The sequence below is a fragment of the Brockia lithotrophica genome, from assembly GCF_003633725.1.
Taxonomy (GTDB): Bacteria; Bacillota; Bacilli; order Thermicanales; family DSM-22653; genus Brockia; species Brockia lithotrophica.
Genome location: NZ_RBIJ01000002.1, coordinates 227,195 through 247,538 on the forward strand (window position 1 = coordinate 227,195; position 20,344 = coordinate 247,538).

Consider the following 20,344-nt stretch of genomic DNA (forward strand, 5'->3'; position numbering starts at 1 on the left):
CATCTGCCCAAACGCCAGAGCGGCGAATTGTCCCGGGAAAAACAATCACGAAGGCGAAACGTCCGTATTGGCGGGCGGAGCTCCCCTTTCGTCGGCACGGGAGGCCCGTTCTGGCGTGGCCAACTTTTCCCGTTTGGCGAAGAGCGTGGGGACGTACCCCTCCTTTACGACCTGACGCGAGCGGGCGATGGCGAGCGCCTCGTCGGGAACGTCCTCCGTGATCGTCGAACCCGCGGCGATGTACGCCCGCTTTCCCACCCGAACGGGAGCCACGAGGTTCACATTGCAACCGACAAAGGCCCCATCCTCGATCACCGTTTCGTACTTCCGCAATCCGTCGTAGTTCACGGTGATCACGCCGCTCGCAATGTTCACGTCCCGGCCGACGAAGGCGTCGCCTACGTAACTCAAGTGCGGCACCTTCGACCCTTCTCCGATGCGGGAGTTCTTGATTTCTACGAAATTCCCAACCCTTACTCCGGGGCCGAGCGCCGTCCCCGGACGAAGGCGGGCAAAAGGTCCTACGGTTGCCCGCGGACCGATGCTCGCGCCTTCGGCAACCGTGTACAGGACGCGCGCCTCCTCCCAAACTTCCACGTCCGTAAGCTCGGTCTGGGGGCCGATTTCCGCACCGCGGCGCACCACGGTACGGCCGAAGAGTCGGGTTCCCGCCCGCAGGACTACGTCCTCCTCGAGCACGACGTCCGGACCGACGAGTACGGTATCCGGCATTTCCACGGTTACTCCCGCTCGCATGTGCCGCTCGAGGATCGCCCGTCGAAGGACGTCCTCGGCACGGGCGAGCTCATACCGGTCGTTTACGCCGGCGACGACTTCCGGCGGAAGAGAGACGAGGGACACCGGCAACCCTTCAGAGGCGAATAGGGGAAGGACGTCGGGCAAGTAGTACTCTCCTTGGGCGTTTTCCCGGTGCAATCGGGGAACCGCGCGACGTAGAGGCTCTACCGCAAAGGCGTACAAGCCGGCGTTGACTTCGCGGATTTCCCGCTCTTCGGGTGTGGCGTCCTTCTCCTCCGCAATGCGCAAAAAGGAACCGTCGGGCGAACGCACGATCCGCCCGTATCCTCGGGGATCTTCGAGGTGTGTGGTAGCTATCGTAGCCGCCGCCCGCGTGCGCGCGTGCACGTCTCGGAGCTTCTGCAACGCCTCTGCCGTAAGAAGGGGCATGTCGCCGTTTACGACAAACACGTGCTCGATTTCCGCGGGAAGGACCTCCAACGCCTTGGCCGTAGCGTGTCCCGTGCCCAAGGGCTCTCCTTGTTCCACGTAAAGGACCGAATACCCCAACGCGCGCCGCACCTCTTCTCCCGCTTCCCCGACGACCACGTAGATGTCGGAAAACCCGGCGCCGCGCAAGGCCTCTACGACGTAGGCGAGCATCGGCTTCCCCAAAAGGCGGTGCAGAACCTTGGGCGTACGCGACTTCATCCGCGTTCCCCGCCCTGCCGCAAGGACGATCGCCGCCGTGCGCTCCACGGGCGTTTCCCCCTCTTCCCTGATCGACTCCCAATGGCCGCATTCGCTCCCCAAATTCCTACGGCTCCGGCAAGGGTGTCAGGACGTTTCCGCGCTTCCCTCGGGCGGTCGGACCGCAATCGCCTCGATCTCTACCCGAGCCCCCCGGGGAAGGGCAGCCACTCCTACGGTGACGCGCGCCGGACGGTGGTCGCCGAAAAAGGCGGCGTACACCTCGTTCACCTGCCCAAAAAAGGAGAGGTCCGTGAGGTAGATCGTCGTCTTGACCACGTCTTCGAGGCGGTAGCCCGCCCCCGCGAGAATCGCGCGGATGTTTTCGAGAACCTGCCGCGTCTCTCGAACGATGTCTCCCTGGACGAGCTCGCCAGAAGGGGTGAGGGGGATCTGGCCAGAAATAAACAGCCATCCCCCGCTTTCCACAGCTTGGCTGTAAGGGCCGATGGCAGCCGGTGCATCGGAAACGGAAATTACCCGCATGGTTTACCCTCCTGTCAAGTCATGCTTGGGGGAGCGGCCCTCCGATTCTCGGATCTGGAAAAGACCTCCCCACGGCGAACTCGGCCAAGCGCGGGAAAAAATGCTCCCGGGAACCGCACGAATCGTGCGCGCGTCGGCGTCGATTTCCTCGACCTTGACGAGGGAAGCCACGTCCTCGACCACCCGCCCGCTTCCCGCGGGACCCTCGACAAAGACGAAGGCTCCGACTCCCTCGGCGCGGAATTCGCGGACGAGCTCCTGCATCCCGCGGATCGTCCCTCCGCCGCGGAGAAAATCGTCCACGAGAAGCACGCGCGCACCTTCGGCAATCGCCCGGCGCGAAAGGGACATGGTGCGAATGCTCCGGGATGAGGCGGAAAGGTAGTTGATCGTCACGAGCGAGCCTTCCGTGATCTGTCCGTCCCGACGGGCGATGACCACCGGCTTTCCGAGGGCAAAAGACGCGGCATAGGCGATGGGGATCCCCTTCGTCTCCACGGTGAGGACGACGTCGACGTCGACCGACGCAAAGGCCGCGGCAACGATCCGCCCCACATCGCGCAAGATATCCGGCCGCCCCAGAAGGTCGGAGAGGTAGACGAACCCCCCAGGGAGAATACGCTCGGGACGGGTGACCTCCTCCACAAGTCGATGCACGAAATTCTCCGCCCGTTCGCGAGAAATTCCCGGGACGTATCGGGCTCCGCCGGCCGCCCCGGGGGATGTCTCGATCGTCCCGATCCCCGCCCGGAGAAAGACCTCGCGCAAGATCGAGAGATCTTCGCTCAGGGAAGATTTCGCCGCGCCGTACGTGCGGGCGAGCTGTCCGAGGGAAAACGTACGCCCCGGCTCCTCGAGAAGCCGCAACGCGAGGTCGGCCAGTCTCGCGCTCCGCCTGAGCTTTGCTTCCTTCGCCACAGCGTCACTTCCTCAGGCTCGTGTTTCCCGCAAAGGGTCGCACCACCATTGTCGCTTCCCGGACAAAGGGAAGCTCCCGCGTGAGCGCCTCGCGGGCGCGGGAGAGTTCTTCTCCCCCGCGAAAAAGGCCTACGTACGTGGGCCCAGATCCGGTGAGAAACGCCGCACAGGCCCCCAGCTCTTTCAGCGTCTCGCGAACTGCGGCGATTTCGGGGAGGAGATCCACCGCCGCTCCCTCGAGGTCGTTGGCGGCGAGTTCCGGAAGCGCTTCCCAATCCCCCGCACACAAGGCCTCGCGAAGCTTACGGGAGCGACTTCCGTCCGAGCGCGAAAACCCTCGAGAACGGAACCGGAGAAACACGTCCTTTGTCGCCAAGGAGGCCCGGGGCTTTACGAGAAGAAGGCGATAGGGGCTTTCGCCTTGGGGGAGAAACGGTTCTACGCGCTCGCCGCGCCCCCCCACCCAAGCAAACCCGTCCCAGAGGAAGTAAGGGACGTCGGAGCCCAATTCTGCGCCTAAAGCGGCGAGTTCTTCCGAAGGAATCCCTAGCTCCCAAAGGATGTTCAGCCCCCGAAGTACGGCTGCCGCATCGCTCGAGCCCCCTCCCAACCCGGCACCCACGGGAATTCGCTTCTCGATGTCGATCCTCACGCCGCCCCTTCGCCCGAAGCGCTCCCGAAGGAGCAGGGCGGCGCGGACGGCGAGGTTTTCCTTGCCGGCGGGAACCGCGTGCCCCCGAACGTGCAGGCGAACCACCGGTTCCTCGAGAAGGGTGAGCGTCAGGAAATCCCCGAAGTCGAGAGGGGCAAACACGGAAGCGATCTCGTGGTAGCCGTCCGGCCGTTGTCCGAGGACCTCGAGAACGAGGTTCACCTTTGCCGGTGCGAAAAGGTGGAGAGCACCCACGGGGAATCTCCTCCCCAATCGTCCCCGCTATTGTATCACGACGCAGAAAACGGGGGAAAGGGCGCACCCTTTCCCCCGCACCGAGCAGAAACTAACGCGTATCGCCCTCACGCCCCCCCGGCGTCTCGGCACGTCCCCGGAGCTGCTCTTCCGCCTTTTCGATCGCCCGGCGAACGAGCAACCCGGCCTCGCGCGTCGTGATGTTCCCCCAGTCGCCGTCTTTCACCTTGTCGTAAAAGCCCAGCTCCTTGGCGAGTTCTTCCTTGAACCCTTCCGACATCACCCCGCGCCGCCGACCCACGCGCCATCCCTCCCCGGGGACCAACGTCCCCGCTTCTAGGATGTGCGCCCGGCGTCAAACCCGCGTGCGACACTTTCCGCCAGCGAGCACACCCGCTTCCCGGAATTTCTATCCCTCGTGCGTCCCGCCGGCTCTGCCTCGGAAGGTGTCCTTTGCCGACGGCGTCTCACCGGGGTTTTTCCACGCGAAGCGTCCGATCGTCGAGGAAAATCGTAAGTTCAACGGTCTCCGTGAGCACATCGGCGTAGCTGAAGGAAATGCGTCGTACGGGTTGTTCGGGCTCGTCCAGTTTGATCGTGAATACAGCCGGGTACGTTTCTTCGAGGATGCCCACGTGCTCGATGATGCGCCGCCTACCGCCATTCGCGCGCAGATGCACCCGACGGCCAATGTGGTGGTCGAGGACCGTCTTGATGTCGGCCAACGCATTCTTCGCCACGCAGCCATCACCTCGCGCCCCCCAGTATATCATTTCCTGCATAGTGTGTCAAATAAAAGGATCGATTATAACAGGGTCGCACCTCCCTGTCAACGAAAAAGGCGTGCACGGTCAGCGCTTGGCTCCGAGTTCGGCGCGCAGGCGCTCCCGGACGTTGTCCATGGCGACGTAAAACTCGCGCATGAGCGCGAGGGCGAGGTACTCCCCACGCGGCGTCGTGGCCCATCCGTCGTCCGTTCGGCGAAGGGCGCCGATCTTCTCGAGCAGGGCGAGCTCCTTCCCCATAACCCTTGTCAACGGAACGCCAAAGATACGGGAAAACCGCTCTTCGGAAACCTTCCGAGAAAAGAGCTCGACCATGAGTTCGTAGAGGTACCGCTCGCGCCGGGGAAAGGCCACGGTGTGCGTAACGGGATTTTTTCCGGATCGGACGAGCCGTTCGTGCTCTTCGAGGTCGTAGGCGTTCACGTACAGAGCGTCGCCGCGGAAGCTGAAGGCCCCTGACCCGGCCCCCATGTACTCCGGATAGTCCACGACGTACTCGTCGATCGGCTCGTCGCGTCGCCCGTCTCCGCGGGCAAAGTGCCAAGCCGTCGTCGGCGTGTACGCGGGTTCGAGCGTTCGACGGACGACCTTGTAGTACACCGCCTCCTGAGCCGAAGATACGTTCCCCAACAAGAGTTTGTTTTGGCTACGCGTCGCCGGCGAAACCATGAGGGGATAGGTGGTAATCTGCTCGGGCCCCAACCCGAGGAGGATCTCCAGGTCGCGACAGAGCATCTGAGGGGTCTGTTCCGACCAATTAAAAATGAGGTCGATGCTCAAAAACGGGAGGATGCCGACACTGGCGGCGATCCTCCGTTGTAGGGATTCAGAAGTGCCGAACTTGTGGAGACGCCCAGCACGAAGCAAGAGGTCGTCGTCGAAGGTCTGGATGCCCACGGAGAGGCGATCCACGAGACCGCGCATCTCTCCGAGGATAGCCGGATCCAACGCCAATGGATCGCCTTCGACGGAAACCTCCCGCAGGGGAAAGAGTTCCCGGGCGTGGGCGATGAGGCGGAGGAGCTCGTCCGGAAGGACGGTCGGAGTTCCGCCTCCTACGTACAAGCTGTAAAAGACGTATCCCTGCTCCCGGAGGAGCTCGAGTTCCTCGTGCAGAACGGCGAAGTACCGCCGGGCGACGTCTTCTCGGAAGATAAACCGGTGGAAGGAGCAATACGCACACAACGCCCGGCAAAAGGGAATGTGCACGTACAGAAGGAGCGGCCGTTCGGGGTTCGAGGGCGGAAGCGAGAGGTTTTCCTGCCTTTTGGGAACCAGAGATCGGGCAGCCGTCCAGCGCAGGTAACGAACTGCCGCCTCGACCCACGGATCGCGCGGGCGGATGCTGCGGTAGGGATCTTCGAGCTCGTGGACGAAGGGGTCGAAGGTGCCGAGGGCAATTTGCTTACAGACCTCCACGCGGGATTGCCTCCTTCTTCGGTCAGCCGGGAATACGCCCCGAACTCCGCCTAATCCTTGAGGTCACGTTTCCGATATCTCGGGGAAACCCTTCGCCTTGAGTTCCCGCTGGCGCTCGAAAGAATACCGAACGAGAAAGCGCTCCTCTTCCGGGGATAGGCGGAGAAAGCGCACGGCCGCCGCGGTCCGAGGGGGCATCCCGGAATCCTCGAAGACGCGCACGACCTCTCCTTCGGGCGAAAAGTCGCGTCGTTCGCCGCTCGCAAGACGAAGGGAAAAGTTCACGGCGATCCGTTCCCCGAGCGAGAGGAGAATTCCCGGGGGAAGGTAAAAGGAGATTCCCCCGGCTGAAATGTCGCGCGAAACCGCCGGAAACTCTTCCCCCTCGTTTCGCCGCACGCGGAGGTCGAGAAGGACGGGGACGCGGAGATAGCCGCGCCGCTGCACGCGCACCAACTCTTCGTCGCGCGGCCGCCTGAGGGCCACGAGCCAGATTTGGTCCCGGCGTACGCCCAGGACGCGGGTGGGGAAGCGGTACGCCGCTCCGTCCCCCCCGCTCACGAAAGCCACAAACTCCGTACCCTCGGGGACAAACGAACGAAAGGTTCGCCGAGAGAGGTCGTACAGGGGTTCCACGTAGAGTGCGGCTTCCGCTACGTCGGCGATACGGGTTTCGTAGCGCGGTCCCAACTCTTGAAAGGATTCCAGAAGGATCTTTTGGCCGAGACGAAATTCCATGGCAGACTTCGGGCCTCCCGTCGTGGCTCAACCAAACCGGAAAAGTCGCAAACGCTCTCTTTAAATCATAGTTCACGGAGGATGGGGGTTTCCCTTTTTTTGTTCTCTGCGGGGAGAACTCGTACGGAAGCGCGGCCCCCCTACGTCCGCCGCCGCAGCGTCCCCCGGCTTTCGATGCCCCCGATGCCGGAAAGACCGCTTTTCGTCTCCAAAATCGCCTCTTCGGGGGAGAGATACACGGATACCGAAGTTCGGGCGAGGCGAACGGCGACGAGCGTGGGATCGAGGGCGTGGATGTTCACCCGCTTGGGAGAGCTCGCGTAATTTGCCCCGGCCGCCAAAATCTCCTCGTAGTGCGACTGACAGGCTCCCGCGACGATGAGGAGGCCGTCCTTGTGCGGCTCAAAGGCCGTGCGCGCTCGCCGAACCGCTTCGACAAAAAAGCGGGAGTGGCGATAGCTTTCGAGCCTGTCCGGATCGCGTCCCGAAGGAAGGGCGTCGTGTCCCGTGAGGACGAGGATATCCGGTTGCGCCTTTTCCAAGAGGGCGAGGATGTGCCTCGGCATGAGGGGTTCCTGTAAGGACACGCCGACGGCGGGAACTCCCGCGCGCCGGTACGCGGCGAGGCTGAGTTCGAGGTAGTAGGGATCTCCGTCGACGTGCAAGACCTTCCCGGCCTGCGTCTCGGGGGTTTTGGAGCTCCAGGGGGGGATCTTTTCCCACACGGGCCGTGCGCTTTGGGAAACCGCCTGAAGGAGGGGGCGGCCCTCCCTTCGGAAGGGAAATCCGCGTTGCAGCTCTTCCCCGTGTTCTCCTTCGGGAATCAAGTCGTCGAGGGGGGCATCGGCGAGGAGCCGAACTCCTACCGCACGAAGAAGGGCGATCCCGGAATCGTGAAAGACGTGCGTGACGCGAAAGAGGATGTCTCCGCCGTGCGACCGGCGGCGGACGAGAGAACCGACGCGAATGTCCCGCATGTACCTCCCTCCCCCTTCGGTATACGGGGAATCGCCCGGGAAGGTACGCGGGAAATCGCAAAGAAAACAAGCCCTTCCCCGGGTTTTCCCGGGAAAGGGCTCCCTCACTTCGTGTACCGGTCGGCTACCGCGCTCGCCCCGAACGCTTCGGGTTTGATCTTTACCGTATAGCCCACAGACCGTACCCAGCCGACGATCTCCTGAATCATCGTCCGCGTCTGCCCTGTGTTGCCGATGTCTACGTGGATTTCCACGTCCTTCTCTTCCAGAAGGTCGAAAAGCCCGACGTTCCCGAGCTTTTCCGCAAGGGCCAAGCTTTCCGCCGTCTCTACGTAGATCCGCTGCCGGAGGTCGTAAATCGGCCGCAGGCGCGTTCGGCGGAAGAAGAAGCGCGCCCCCTTGGATACCCGGTGAATGACGATGGCGCTCACGAGAAGCGTTTCCTCCTCGGTCGTGTGGGAATCCGAACCGATGACGAGCTTGTACGCGGCGTCGGGTACGGAAGCTACGTACCCGCGGATCTGCTCCACGACCTCTTCCAAACTCAGGCGGCCGAACGTCGGGCTGGTAAAGTACATCGAAGCTCACCTACACCTTTCGGCGGTTCCGCCCTCAGGAACTTTCGCGTACGAGCCCCAGGTCTTGGGCCAGCTCGAGGTAGTCGCTGAGAGAAAGCTCCTCGGGACGTACCGTGGCGGACGTCCCTCGGGCCTCAAGCCAAGCCCCCCAATCCGTCTCGCGGTCGGGAAAGAGGTACCGTAGGTTGTTCGCCAAGGTCTTCCGCCGGTGGCGGAAAACCCCAAAGAGGAATTCCACAAACGCTTCCCGCTCTTCCCTTCGGGGGACGACCGGCTCGGGATAGGGGAGAAGGCGTACGACGGAAGAGTCCACTTCCGGAGGAGGGGTAAAGGCGCCGGGACGGAGGTGGAAACAGAGTTCCACGCGGGCATACACAGCTACCACCACGCTCAAGGCACCGTAGGCCCGCGTGCGCGGGGGCGCGAGGAGCCGTTCCCCCACCTCGCGCTGAACCATGACCGTAAGCGAAGCTAAGGGCGGAGTAAGCGAAAGCAACCGCAAAAGAAGCGGCGTGGCGATTTGGTAGGGGAGGTTGCTCACGACGTGCACGGGCCGTCCGGAAGCGTATTCCTCGCGAAGGGCTTCGAAGTCCACGGCGAGGGCGTCCCCTTCGACGATCACTACGTCTTCCGGAGAAAACCGCTTTCGAAGAAACGGGATCAGCCGGCGATCGAGCTCAACGGCGATGACGCGGTGCCCTGCGCGCACGAGCGCTTCCGTGAGCGTACCTAGACCCGGCCCGATTTCCAGCACCGTGGACTCCCGGGGAAGCCGCGCGCACCGGAGAATGCGTTCGAGGGCCCTGGCGTCGGTGAGGAAGTGTTGGCCAAACGCCCGCCGCGGAGCTATCCCGAGATTCCGGAGGGTTCGAAGCGTCCACGCGCGAAGCTCCTGCGAAGACCTCGGGCCTCCTTCCCCCTCCGGAATTTCCCCCGGAGCACCCGTGGGGGTTCGACCGCCAAAGGTTTCGTCCTTGGTTTGTTCTTCGCCCACGCCTCCCCCACCTCAACCTCCATTGTACGCCGGAATTCCCGCAGAAAAAAGGACTGCTTTTTGCTAGAAAAAAGGCGGGGCAAAGCCCCGCCTTTTTTCGAACGAGCATCTAGCGGACTTCCGGACCGAGGACGTACACCGTCACACCCGTCTTGCGCCCGAAGCGCAAGGCGCTTGCGAGGTCTGCAAAGTAGACGTCGATCATGTTGCCGCGGATTCCCCCGCCTACGTCCTCCGCGCGGTACAGTCCGTAGCCTTCGATGTACACCCAAGAACGCAGGGGGATCACCGAGGGGTCTACGGCGATCGTCCGCCCTTCCTGCGCCGGATACCCGAGTGCGGTCCTTCCGTACCCCGCATCTCCGGGGGTCTTCCCCGTGCTTTCGGGCCCTGCCGTGTAGGCGACGAGGGTTACACCCCGAAGGACCTTTTGTACGGCGTACGTCTTTCCGGCTACGCGGACGTACCCGTCTCCAGCCTCCCCCTCTGGAGGCCGGGCGGGAGCGGCGGTGGAAAGCGGAACGGGTTTTGGCGGCTCTTTCGTCCCCACGTGCACTACCGCGGAAAGGGCCTCACGCTCCACGCGGCGATCTACGAGAATTTGCTCCTTGGGCGCGCCGTTTTCGTATACCACGCGGTAGAGGAGGACCTCCTCTCCCTCGCGTCCCTCCCGAACGACCTTGGACGTCCCCTTGAGAAGGTTCGGATCCTCGACCTTTTCTGTGGCGGGAGGAATAGGCCGACGTTCCAGGCGGTATCCCTCGGCTTGCAAAACGAGGGTAAGGGTTTCCCCGTCGACAAGGCGAACGTCAGGACCGGGATCCACGCGGTCCCCTTCCCTCAGGGATATCCCCCATCCCGCAAGTGCCTCTCCAACGCGCTCGGCCGTAGTGTGGAGCACCGTTGGCTCGCCGTCTTCTCCGAAACGGACGTATACGGCCTTGTTCCGGAAGACGTGAACGAGTTGACCGTCGGAAAGCGGTTCTTCCGGCTCTGGACTCACGCGATCTCCCGGGTATAAGGTAATCCCCCGTTCCTTCAAAAGCTCCGCCACCGTAGGTGCTCGCGTATTCACCACGTATGCCTTGCCGTCGACCCAGAGGCCCACCGTCTTCGGGCGATAGGCTTGGGCGTGGACCGTCGTGGATACGGTCATCGAGACGGAAAGGGCGAGAAACCCCAGCCGCTTCCACGCCGTCGATGATCCGCCACGGTAGCCCTCCAAGCGTTCAGCCCCCTTCCGTTGTGTGAGGATCCTCGCAAAGGTGGCCTGAGTGTACGGCCGTCCTTGCGAGGCGCGGGAGAACGCGGTGGGCGTTGCAAAACGTCCGCCGCCGGATCTCCGCCTCCGAAAGGCCCAGGAGCTCGGCTACGGCCTGCCCTACGATCGCTACATACGCCGGCTCGTTGCGCTTTCCGCGGTGCGGATGCGGCGTGAGGTACGGGGAATCGGTTTCGAGGACGATGCGGTCCAGGGGTATGCGGGGCAGAAGATCGCGCTGAGCGGCCTTGCGGAAGGTAACCACTCCGCCGAATCCTAAGGCGAAGCCGAGGGAAAGCCCACGCTCGGCGTGCGAAGCGTCGCCGGAAAAGGCGTGGAGGATCCCCCCTACTTCTTCGGCACCCTCTTCTTCGAGGATGCGGAGGACGTCGTCGTGCGCGTCGCGGTCGTGGACGACGATGGGGAGCCCCGCATCGCGAGCGAGGCGAATTTGCCGGCGGAAGGCGTCCTGCTGGACGGCCGGAGGAACGGTATCCCAATGGTAGTCGAGGCCGATTTCCCCCACGGCTACGACCTTGGGATGCGTGAGGAGGCGGCGAAGTTCCCGCTCCTCCTCGGCGCCAAAGGACGCCACTTCCGTAGGGTGCCAGCCCACGGCCGCGTAGACAAAAGAATACGCCTCCGCCAGCGCCAACGTCGAGCGGATCGATACTGCATTATACCCAACGTTGACGATCTTTACCACTCCGACCGCTTGCGCGCGGGCGAGGACCTCTTCCCGGTCGCCGTCGAACCGGGGATGGTCGACGTGGGCGTGCGTATCGATCCAACCCGGGGCGAAACCTGCCGCCCCTTCGGATGTGTCCGGCCTCATGAGATCGTCGCCCCGTTGGGAACTTCCGGGGGAAGGGTGAGGAGAACGATGCGTTCCCCGGCGTGAGCGGCGAGGAGCATACCCTGGGATTCGTACCCCATGAGGCGGCGGGGCTTCAGGTTCGCCACGACGACCACCTTACGCCCTACGAGGTCCTCGGGCCGGTAAGAGGGGTAGAGTCCGCCTACGATCTGCCGCACCTCTCCCCCCAGGTCGACCTCCAGACGGATGAGCTTCTCCGACTTCTCGATCCGCTCGGCTTGCACGATCTCGCCTACGCGAAGTTCGACCTTGCGAAACTCGGCAATGTCGAGAAGCCCCTCCGCGTCGTGTTTTGTCGTCTCCGCCTTCCTTTCTTCTGCCGCGGAATTAGACGCGCCTTCCGCGGCCTCCGCGCGCAACGCCCCCGTGAGGGTGTCGATGTACGCCACCTCTTCCGCGACGTTGCGCCGCGGGAAGAGGGGATCTCCCTTGAAGACGGTGGCGCCTACGGGCAACACCCCGAACGTCGTCATGGCGGACCAGCCGGTGCGCTCTTCGTCGCCGTACACGGCGATGCGCCGAAGGATCTGTTCCGCCGTTCGGGGCAAGAAGGGCCGGAGGGCGATGCCGACGAAGCGAAGCCCCTCCAGGGCGTGGTAGAGGACGGTGGCGAGGCGCCTCTCCTTCCCTTCGCGCGCGAGCGTCCAGGGCGCGCTTTCCTCGAGGTAGCGGTTTACGTCGTGGACGAATTCGAGGACGGCGGCCAGGGCCATGTGAAGTGCGTAGTGGTCCATGTGCGTCTCGATTTCCTCTTTGAGAGCAAGGGCACGGCGGCGGAGTTCCGCATCTTGGGCCTCCGTCGGACCGGGCTCCGGCACCCGGCCCTCCGCGAATTGCTCGGCAAGGGCGAGCGTGCGGCTCACGAGATTGCCCAAGTCGTTGGCGAGATCCCCGTTTACGCGCTCGAGGAAGGAGTCCACCGTAAACACGCCGTCTTGGCCAAAGGGTATCTCGCGAAGGAGGTAGTAGCGCACGGCGTCCGAACCGTAGCGCGCGATGAGGTCCTTCGGATCGATCACGTTCCCCTTCGACTTCGACATCTTTCCCTGAGGGGTGAGGACCCACCCGTGGCCGAAAACCGTCTTGGGCAGGGGGAGGTCCAGGGCCATGAGGAGGATCGGCCAGTAGATCGTGTGGAACCGGACGATGTCCTTCCCCACGAGGTGGAGGTCAGCCGGCCAGTACCGTTCGAAACGACTCGGGTCGTCCGACATGTAGCCCAAAGCGGTGATGTAGTTGGCCAAAGCGTCGATCCAGACGTACGCGACGTGTTTGGGATCGTTGGGAAACGGGATCCCCCAGTCGAGGTCGATCCGGGAGACGGAAAGATCTTCGAGCCCGGGCCGGAGGAAGTTGTTGAGCATTTCGTTTCGGCGCGCTTCAGGGAGGATGAACTCTGGGTGCTCCTCGATGTGGCGAATGAGGCGGTCTTGGTACTTCGTGAGCCGGAGGAAGTAGCTCTCCTGGGAGATCTTCTGCACCGGCCGTCCGCAGTCCGGACAGAGGTACTGGCCGTCTTTTTTCACCACCTGGAACTCCGTCCAGTAGGCCTCGCACTCGACGCAGTAATACCCCTCGTACCGTCCGAGATAGATGTCGCCCTTTTCCAAGAGGCGGGCGATGATTTTCTGCACGGCCTCCTTGTGGCGCGGCTCCGTCGTACGGATGAAATCGTCGTAGCTGATGTCGAGCTTTTCCCAGAGGTCCTGGATCCAGGCCACGATCGGTTCGATGTACTCAAGGGGCGTTTTGCCGTGTCGTTCCGCTGTGCGCTGCAGCTTCTTCCCGTGCTCGTCCGTACCCGTAAGGAAAAACACGTCGTACCCCAGGAGCCGCTTGTAGCGCGCAATGGCGTCGGCGGCTATGGTCGTATAGGCGTTTCCGATATGGAGTTTGGCGCTCGGGTAGTAAATGGGCGTCGTGATGTAGAACGTCCGGGCCACCCCCGGATCACCTCGCCTTTCCGCCTTCCCGATTTCCGCAGGTCAGGAGGGAGAAAACCCGCACCCCTTCTCGTCGCAACGGCATCTGCATACACTCGGAGGGGAAACCTCTTCCTCTATAAAAGCAAGGGCTTTCGCCCATCGCCCATTTCCAGGAACGACCGCCTATTGCGTCATGTTAGCGCCGCCTTTCCCACTTGTCAAGCCGCCCGCCTGCAACCGAGACGTGCCAAAGGGGGGCGGTACCAACTGCTTCGGCCTTCCTCTTTCGCCACCGAAGATCAAAAAGACACGAAAAACAAGGTCGATTTCGAGGGGTGGTCCTTCCTGGGAAATTCTTTCTTTCGTAGTTCGAAACATCGCATGGAAAATCCAAACAATTGACTCATCTGCTATCAAGTGTTATCCTGACCCAGAGGGAGGGGGGAGCATGCGAACAACAGGAATCGTGAGAAAAATAGATGAACTTGGGAGAATCGTCATCCCGAGTGACATCCGGCGCGAACTCGGTCTGGGAGAACGCGATTTGGTCGAAATCGCAGTCGAGAGGGATGCGATCGTGATCCGTCGCTTCGAACCCGCCTGCGTGTTTTGCGGAAGCAGAGAAGACCTTTTCGAATACCGAGGAAAAACCGTCTGCCGCCGCTGCGCCCAAGCCCTTTGCCGCGAGGCGGGAAATCCCGTGGACGCGGATGAGGCTTAAAACGGAGGGGATTCCCGCTCCTCGGATCCCCTCTCGTGAAATCGGCGATAGATCTCGCGGGCGGGAAGGGAAAACCGCCTTGCGGCCTCCTTTGCGGCATCTTTCGTGCCCATGCCCTCTTTCGTCCTACGGTCCATCCAGGCGAGGGCCTCTGCCAGACGTTCCTCAGAGGACGGCTGCAGCCCTTCCTCTCGAGACGTTGCCTCCTCGGCGCCCGCGACGACCAAGGTGATCTCTCCGCGCACGTCGGCCGCCTCCGCCCAGCGGACGAGCTCTTCGAGGGAACCTCGAAGGATTTCCTCGTGAACCTTGGTAAGCTCCCGGGCCAAACTCGCGGGACGGTCGCCGAACACGTCGAGGAGATCGGCGAGCGTCGCACGCAGGCGATGCGGCGCTTCGTAAAAGATTATCGGATAGGGGAAGTCCCGGAGATCCGCCAGCACCTTCCTTCGTTCTCCCTTCCGCCGCGGCAAAAACCCGTAAAACAAAAACGGGCCTCCGGCAAACCCACTGGCCACCCAGGCCGCCAAGGCGGCACTCGGCCCGGGAACGGGAACGACGCGAATGCCTTCCGCCAGAGCCCTGCGGACGAGCTCGCCCCCCGGATCTTGAAGGAGAGGCGTACCCGCATCGCTCACCAGGGCGACGTGCTTCCCGGCGAGGAGCGCCCCGAGGATGTCTTCTTCCCGCTTGCGCGGCGAATCCTTGTGGTAACTCACGAGAGGCTTCTGAATGCCGAGATGGGTGAGCAGGGCCCTGGTCCTGCGCGTATCTTCGCAGGCGACGAGGTCGACCTCGGATAACGTCCGGCGTGCCCGTGCGGACAGGTCCTCGAGGTTGCCTATAGGGGTGGACACGATGAACAAGGTCCCGGGTGCCGCCTTCTCCCGTTCCGGGTCGTTCCCCTTGCGGTTCACCGATCCATCTCCAACCTTTCGTAAATCCGACACATTTCCGGATGCGTTTGCCCCCGGTCGTCGAGGAGGAAAAGGGGGGGCAACACGACAAGCCCCTCTCCCGCTCCCTTTTTTGCCTCGACGAGGAGGAGTTCTGCCGGGCTTCCCGGACGAGCATACACGAGGCGAAGAACCTTCGGTTCGAGGCGTGCCGCGCGAAGCGCGGCGAGGACGGTCGTAAGGCGGTCGGCGCGGTGGACGAATGCCGCCCTTCCCCCGTCCTTGAGCAGGCGTGCCGCGGCCCGTGCCGCCGCCTCGAAGGAGAGGGCAACTTCGTGGTGGGCCAAAGCACGAAAGGGATTGTCGGGCAGCGCGTGGGGCGGCAGATACGGGGGATTGCACGTAAGGTAGTCGTAGCGGCCGGCGCCGAGCACCCGAAAGGCCTCGCGCACGTCGCCCACGTAGACGCGGAATCTTTCCTCGAGGCCGTTGAGCCTCGCGCTCCGGCGCGCCATGTCCGCCAGTTCGGCCGAAATTTCCACCGCGTCGATCTCGCCCCCTGTACGGGCGAGGAGAAATAAGGCAACGGCTCCGTTGCCCGAGCACAGGTCCACTACACACATCCCGGGTTCAGGACGGGCAAAGGCCGCGAGAAGGACAGCGTCTACGGCGTAGGCATACCGCTTGGGATGCTGGATGATGCGTAAAGGCGTCCGCCCCAATCGGTCGACGCGCTCACCCGGAAGGAGGGGGACGTCTCCTCCGATCACGGCGCGTCCCCCTCGCGCGGGAAACGCCGCTCCCCTACATCCTGCGATCCCCGGCGCGCAATGCGCGCACCTTTTTCTTGGGCGCTCCGGTCGAGGAGCGAGAGACAAAACAGGCAGTCCCCCTCCCGCGGCCTGCCGAAGTACTGGTTGCAGATGTGGTACCCTTCGTAGTAAAGCCGCGCGAGATTGTCCACGCCTTCCGGAAGGAGAGAAAAGGAGGTCTGCGTCTCCGGTCTACCCTCGAGCTCCAACCTTCGGCGGAGATTTTCGTTTTCCACCGTAAGGCGAAAGCGCTCCACGAGGAGCTCCTCCACGATGCTCTTGAGCTCCCCGAGCTCGCCGTACACGCGCGTGAGGGCGTCCTCAAGGCGCTGAAAGCGTTCGATGATTTCCCGAGTTTCCACGTTGGACACCCACTTCCCTTTCTCCCCGGCAGGGTCGCGTCAACCCGCGCTTCGCCCCGAAGCGGGAAGTGTTCATTGAAGTTGGGAATTCCAAAACTCGAGGAGAGAATCCCAAGAAAAGACCTGCATCCTCCCGTCGCGCAACCGCGCTACCACCGTGCGTCCCTCTGCGCCCACCTCGACGACCTCGCCTTCGCCCAACGGCGTGAGGATTTCCTCACCGACGATCGGAAGGGTCTCCCGCGTCGCTTCGTACTGTTCGTGCTCGTAGCGCAGGCAGCACATGAGTCGCCCGCAGAGCCCGGAAATCTTGCTCGGGTTGAGCACGAGGCTTTGGTCTTTCGCCATTTTGATCGTGATCGGTTGAAACTCTGCAAGCCACGTAGCACAACACACGGGAAGGCCGCAGGGCCCCAATCCCCCGCGCATCTTGGCCTCGTCGCGGACGCCGATCTGACGAAGTTCGATTCGCGTGCGGAAGATGCTCGCCAGATCGCGAACGAGCGCGCGGAAGTCCACCCTGCCCTCCGCCGTAAAGTAAAAGATGAGCTTGGCACGGTCGAAGGTGTATTCCGCATCTACGAGCTTCATGGGCAACCTGTGCGCCCGAATCCTTTCGGCGCACAGAGGAAGCGCCCGCTCCGCATCTTGTTGGTTGAGGGCGACAATGGCGAGGTCTTCCGGGGATGCGAGGCGGAGAACCTTTTTCAAGGGTTGGACCACATCCTCGCCGCCGACTTCGCGGGGAGGCACGGCCACCTTGCCAAACTCGATCCCCCGAATCGTCTCTATGATGACGCCCGTCCCCGGACGAAAGAGGGCTTCGGCTTCTGCGGGGGACGTCCCCGGGTCAAAGTAGTAGATCTTTCCTGCACGGCGAAAGCGTACGCCTACGACCAACACGCGCCTCACCTTATTTCAAACCGACGAGGGCCGCCTTAAAGGCAAGGGCGGTCCGCGTGGCGGAATACGTACGGAATTTCCCAAACACCGTATCGAAAGAGGCGTAGAGGTCCGCGCGCGAACGCGAAGTTGTGCAGTTTGCCAAGGATACGCCGAATTCGGGCGGAATGCCCTCTCCCGCCGCTCCTACGGATTGCCGAAGAAGTTCCCCCAAAAGAAGCAAGGCGTAGGCCATGGCAAAGGTAGCCCCTTCTTTCCCGTACCGGCCCAGCACCCGATCTGCCCACAGCAGGCGCTCTCCCGCAGAGCGGGGAGGAGCGCAGACGAAAGCCGCAACTTCTCGGAGGAGGGTCGGGAGATCTTCGGGCGCGAGTCCCCCGAGATCTTCCACATCTCCCAAAGCGGCGAGCGCGACTGCGGCTTCCGCGGAAAACCCGCGGCGGACGTAGATCTCCTTGCGGCGTTCGTAAGGGGGGAGGGGGAAGACCAACGGAAGAAGGCGGGAACGCACCGTAGGCAAGAGACCTTCCGGCGATCGTGCGGCGACGAAAAAGAGCGTTCCCGTCGGAGGTTCTTCGAGAAGCTTGAGGAGGGCGTTTTGCGCCTCAGGGAGAGGAGGCTCGCGCAGTTCTAGCCAGACGACGCGATGTCGCCCTCGAGAAGGAGCCAAGGAGAGAACGTCCCGAAGGGCGCGCACGTCGTCCATCCGCAACTTCCCTTCCCTCGCCGCCACGTACACCCGGTCGACTTCCCCGCCACGCGCAATGCGTGCGGCGAGTTCTTCTTCCGACTCACCCGTATCTGCGGCGAGGTACGCGGCGGCGACGCGCAAGGCTACGTCGCGCTTTTCTTCGAGAAACGGTCCGTACAGGGCATATGCGTGCGCCAACCGCCCCCCTTGGAGGGCGCGGCGGAGAAAACGCTCGACGCGGTGCATGGAGAACAACTCCGTCGCACGTGCAAAAATCCCTTCGTCGGCCAAAGATCAGAAGTGGTGGAAGGCCTCGACGGGCAAGACGAATACCGTCGCCCCCCCAACTTGCACCTCCACGGGGTAGGGGACGTAGCTTTCCGCGTGTCCCCCGAGCGGAGGCAGGGGGGAAATGAGTTGCTCCCGCGACTCGCAGTTTTTCCGTATGACCTCGAGGGCCTCTTCGACGCGTTCGTCCTCGACTCCGATGAGGAAGGTCGTGTTCCCCACGCGGAGGAACCCCCCCGTGCTCGCGAGCTTCGTAGCCCGAAAATTCTCGCGTACGAGGGCGTTCATGAGCTTGTGGCTGTCTTGGTCCTGCACGACCGCGATGATGAGCTTCACGGCGCCGCCCTCCTCCTGTTCTTACGTCTGATTGTACCCGTGACCCGTTGCCCGCGGCAACCGCCTCAGTTCATTGTAGCGGAAATCTCTTCCCCGTAGATCCCGTTGCCACCTCGGAGGAGAGAAGCGACCTACGCCTCGTCTAGAACCCAAACGTCCCCCTCGCGTTCGAGGCCGAGAACGGGGTGCCCGAGTGCTACGAGTCGCGAAAGGGCGGCGAGGTGTGAGGAGGAGATGCGTTCCCCGGGCAGGACGAGGGGGATTCCCGGCGGTACCGGAACGAGCGCCCGGGCGCTCACCCTGCCGAGGGCCTGCGAAAGATGGACTTCGGCGACCTTTTCTCCCCAGAAAAGGCGAAACGACACGCGAGAAGGCGGCGCCGAGGCGAAGCCCTCGAAAAAAGTCCCTTCGGAATCCCTCCTGACTCCTTCGCCTCGCGAACCGTCTGCTTGCGGAAGGTACGCGACGAGAGCGCGGTACAGCTTTCGCCAAAACTTTCGGTTCCCCGGGGAAAGGAGGCAGAGAACCGCGTCGCCGAGGACAAGCTCACAATAGACCTTGTGCCGACGCAGGTGCTCCTCGAGGCGCCCTCCTTCTCCCGGCGGGGCGAGGAGGACGAGGCGGAAGGGATCGTCGGTGGGAAGGACGCGGAGCCAAGGAATTTGCGCCAAAGATCTGCGGAAGGCTGCCTGGGCGTTCAGCGCCCGGCGAACCATGGTCTTGCCGTGGAGGGCATACCACGCCCGGGCGAGGTCCATCGTCGCGAGGAGCACGTACGAAGGGCTCGAAGTTTGAAGGACGCGGAGCGCCTCGCGCACCGCTTCGCGCGGTACGGCCTCCCCGCGAAAGTGGAGGAGACTCCCCATCCCCATGACGGGAAGCGTCTTGTGGAGGGATTGGACTACAGCATCGGCGCCGAGATCGAGGGCGGGGCGGGGCAGGCGGCGGGAAAAGCGAAAGTGCGCCCCGTGCGCCTCGTCGACGTACACCAGAAGTCCGGCGCGCTTTGCCGTACGGATGAGAGAACGAAGGGGTCCCCGCAGGCCGAAGTAGGTCGGAGAAGTGAGGAACACGGCCTTTGCGTCAGGATGTCGCCGCAACACGTCGCGGAGGACAGCTTCCTCCGGAGGGTGGGGGATTCCGTGCGCATCCACCGGGTTCGGCAGCACTACCGCCTCCGCTCCCGCGAGCGACAGACCGTTCCACACAGAAGCATGGGAGGCGCGCTCCACAATCCAAGGCCTTCGAGGACTTACGACTTCCGTACCGAGGATCAAGGCCAAGATCCCGGCCGTACTCCCCCCAACGAGGAATTTCGTCTCCTCGGCGCCGAAGACTTCCGCGGCCCGCACCTCCGCTTCGCGAATCACCCCTTCCGGAGCGTGGAGGTTGTCCAGTCCCGGGAGCTCCGTAGCATCGAAGCGCAGACAGGGCGCGAACCATTTGCGGACAAATTCGGGGAAGTACTCGCCTCCGTGGTGTCCAGGGACGTGAAACGACGCATGACCCCGGAGCTCCCAGAGGGCGCGAAACAGGGGAGCTTCTTCGAGCAGGCGTTTGCCTCGCATGTGCAAACCCCCTTGCCGTCTGCAAGCCCATAAATACGGAGAAGGGCGAAGACCTCCCGTCCCCGTTCCCTTTGAAAGTCCGCATCTGGCTCCCCGAAAAAACGAAAAAGCGGTCCCTTTGGGAACCGCCTTGGGAATTCACAAGTTTCAGGGAGGTCAGGAAGGCAGCGACCTATTCTCCCACCCCGTCTCCAGGGCAGTACCTTCGGCGCGGGAGGGCTTAACGGCCGTGTTCGGTATGGGTACGGGTGTTTCCCCTCCGCCATGGCCACCTCCCTGCTCCCTCAAAACCGGATAGACGCTCGCAAGGCCTCGGCCGATTCGTACCCGTCAGCTCCGCGCGTCGCCGCGCTTCCACCTCGGGCCGATCTACCTCGTCGTCTCCGAGGGGCCTTACCCGGTTCCCCCGGTGGG

Annotated in this window: 22 protein-coding genes and 2 rRNA genes; 1 reads left to right on the forward strand and 23 read right to left on the reverse strand. The window is 63.1% G+C overall.

Annotated elements, in window-relative coordinates; all coding sequences use genetic code 11:
- Positions 1-45 precede the first annotated feature (45 nt).
- From glmU to metG, 14 genes are all read right to left on the reverse strand, one after another.
- Positions 46-1,497, reverse strand: coding sequence for a bifunctional UDP-N-acetylglucosamine diphosphorylase/glucosamine-1-phosphate N-acetyltransferase GlmU (glmU, locus tag C7438_RS05180; RefSeq protein ID WP_211322078.1), 1,452 nt, complete (start codon positions 1,495-1,497; stop codon positions 46-48).
- Positions 1,498-1,575: 78 nt separating this feature from the next.
- Complete coding sequence (locus C7438_RS05185) at positions 1,576-1,974, reverse strand: RidA family protein (RefSeq protein ID WP_121444287.1); 399 nt, start codon at positions 1,972-1,974, stop codon at positions 1,576-1,578.
- Between the two features lie 3 nt (positions 1,975-1,977).
- Entirely contained in the window at positions 1,978-2,892 is a 915-nt protein-coding gene (gene purR / locus C7438_RS05190; RefSeq protein WP_121444288.1) for a pur operon repressor, read from the reverse strand.
- A gap of 4 nt (positions 2,893-2,896) precedes the next feature.
- The gene (gene ispE, locus C7438_RS05195; RefSeq protein WP_170143580.1) at positions 2,897-3,799 is read right to left on the reverse strand and encodes a 4-(cytidine 5'-diphospho)-2-C-methyl-D-erythritol kinase; all 903 of its coding nucleotides are present in this window, start codon (positions 3,797-3,799) and stop codon (positions 2,897-2,899) included.
- Positions 3,800-3,890: 91 nt separating this feature from the next.
- Positions 3,891-4,100, reverse strand: coding sequence for a small, acid-soluble spore protein, alpha/beta type (locus C7438_RS05200; protein ID WP_121444290.1), 210 nt, complete (start codon positions 4,098-4,100; stop codon positions 3,891-3,893).
- 166 nt (positions 4,101-4,266) lie between these two features.
- Positions 4,267-4,539 (reverse strand): Veg family protein, encoded by a 273-nt coding sequence (locus C7438_RS05205; RefSeq protein ID WP_121444291.1) that lies wholly within the window; start codon positions 4,537-4,539, stop codon positions 4,267-4,269.
- A gap of 111 nt (positions 4,540-4,650) precedes the next feature.
- Entirely contained in the window at positions 4,651-6,003 is a 1,353-nt protein-coding gene (locus tag C7438_RS05210; RefSeq protein ID WP_121444292.1) for a coproporphyrinogen III oxidase family protein, read from the reverse strand.
- Positions 6,004-6,066: 63 nt separating this feature from the next.
- Entirely contained in the window at positions 6,067-6,741 is a 675-nt protein-coding gene (locus C7438_RS05215) for a flagellar brake protein (RefSeq protein ID WP_121444293.1), read from the reverse strand.
- Between the two features lie 140 nt (positions 6,742-6,881).
- Positions 6,882-7,718 (reverse strand): sporulation peptidase YabG, encoded by an 837-nt coding sequence (locus C7438_RS05220; protein ID WP_121444294.1) that lies wholly within the window; start codon positions 7,716-7,718, stop codon positions 6,882-6,884.
- A 104-nt stretch (positions 7,719-7,822) separates the two neighbouring features.
- On the reverse strand, positions 7,823-8,296 hold the full coding sequence (locus C7438_RS05225) for a ribonuclease H-like YkuK family protein (protein WP_121444295.1): 474 nt from the start codon (positions 8,294-8,296) through the stop codon (positions 7,823-7,825).
- A 34-nt stretch (positions 8,297-8,330) separates the two neighbouring features.
- Complete coding sequence (gene rsmA, locus C7438_RS05230; RefSeq protein ID WP_121444296.1) at positions 8,331-9,290, reverse strand: 16S rRNA (adenine(1518)-N(6)/adenine(1519)-N(6))-dimethyltransferase RsmA; 960 nt, start codon at positions 9,288-9,290, stop codon at positions 8,331-8,333.
- A gap of 109 nt (positions 9,291-9,399) precedes the next feature.
- Entirely contained in the window at positions 9,400-10,515 is a 1,116-nt protein-coding gene (locus C7438_RS05235; RefSeq protein WP_121444297.1) for a resuscitation-promoting factor, read from the reverse strand.
- Positions 10,516-10,519: 4 nt separating this feature from the next.
- On the reverse strand, positions 10,520-11,386 hold the full coding sequence (locus C7438_RS05240; protein ID WP_121444298.1) for a TatD family hydrolase: 867 nt from the start codon (positions 11,384-11,386) through the stop codon (positions 10,520-10,522).
- On the reverse strand, positions 11,383-13,371 hold the full coding sequence (gene metG, locus C7438_RS05245) for a methionine--tRNA ligase (protein WP_121444299.1): 1,989 nt from the start codon (positions 13,369-13,371) through the stop codon (positions 11,383-11,385). The genes C7438_RS05240 and metG overlap by 4 nt, the downstream gene beginning before the upstream one ends.
- 430 nt (positions 13,372-13,801) lie before the next feature.
- Here metG and C7438_RS05250 point away from each other — a divergent pair, with 430 nt between their 5' ends.
- Entirely contained in the window at positions 13,802-14,074 is a 273-nt protein-coding gene (locus tag C7438_RS05250; RefSeq protein ID WP_121444300.1) for an AbrB/MazE/SpoVT family DNA-binding domain-containing protein, read from the forward strand.
- Here C7438_RS05250 and rsmI read toward each other — a convergent pair.
- The 9 genes from rsmI to C7438_RS05295 form a co-directional block, all read right to left on the reverse strand.
- Positions 14,071-14,991: a 16S rRNA (cytidine(1402)-2'-O)-methyltransferase gene (gene rsmI / locus C7438_RS05255; protein ID WP_121444301.1), complete on the reverse strand. Its 921-nt coding sequence runs from the start codon at positions 14,989-14,991 to the stop codon at positions 14,071-14,073. The genes C7438_RS05250 and rsmI overlap by 4 nt on opposite strands.
- A complete protein-coding gene (locus tag C7438_RS05260) occupies positions 14,988-15,740 on the reverse strand; it encodes a tRNA1(Val) (adenine(37)-N6)-methyltransferase (RefSeq protein ID WP_121444302.1) in 753 nt (250 codons plus the stop codon). The genes rsmI and C7438_RS05260 overlap by 4 nt, the downstream gene beginning before the upstream one ends.
- Positions 15,737-16,144 (reverse strand): initiation-control protein YabA, encoded by a 408-nt coding sequence (locus C7438_RS05265; protein WP_121444335.1) that lies wholly within the window; start codon positions 16,142-16,144, stop codon positions 15,737-15,739. Before C7438_RS05265 ends, C7438_RS05260 begins: the two co-directional genes overlap by 4 nt.
- Positions 16,145-16,216: 72 nt before the next feature.
- A complete protein-coding gene (locus C7438_RS05270; protein WP_252393323.1) occupies positions 16,217-17,044 on the reverse strand; it encodes a PSP1 domain-containing protein in 828 nt (275 codons plus the stop codon).
- Between the two features lie 13 nt (positions 17,045-17,057).
- The gene (locus C7438_RS05275) at positions 17,058-17,984 is read right to left on the reverse strand and encodes a DNA polymerase III delta subunit-related protein (protein WP_121444304.1); all 927 of its coding nucleotides are present in this window, start codon (positions 17,982-17,984) and stop codon (positions 17,058-17,060) included.
- Between the two features lie 48 nt (positions 17,985-18,032).
- Positions 18,033-18,362, reverse strand: a complete 330-nt coding sequence (darA, locus tag C7438_RS05280) for a cyclic di-AMP receptor DarA (protein WP_121444305.1) — start codon at positions 18,360-18,362, stop codon at positions 18,033-18,035.
- A gap of 131 nt (positions 18,363-18,493) precedes the next feature.
- On the reverse strand, positions 18,494-19,930 hold the full coding sequence (locus C7438_RS05285) for an aminotransferase class I/II-fold pyridoxal phosphate-dependent enzyme (protein ID WP_121444306.1): 1,437 nt from the start codon (positions 19,928-19,930) through the stop codon (positions 18,494-18,496).
- Positions 19,931-20,089: 159 nt separating this feature from the next.
- Positions 20,090-20,206, reverse strand: a 5S ribosomal RNA gene (gene rrf, locus C7438_RS05290).
- 24 nt (positions 20,207-20,230) lie between these two features.
- Positions 20,231-20,344: ribosomal RNA gene (locus C7438_RS05295) — 23S ribosomal RNA — on the reverse strand; the annotation flags it as partial.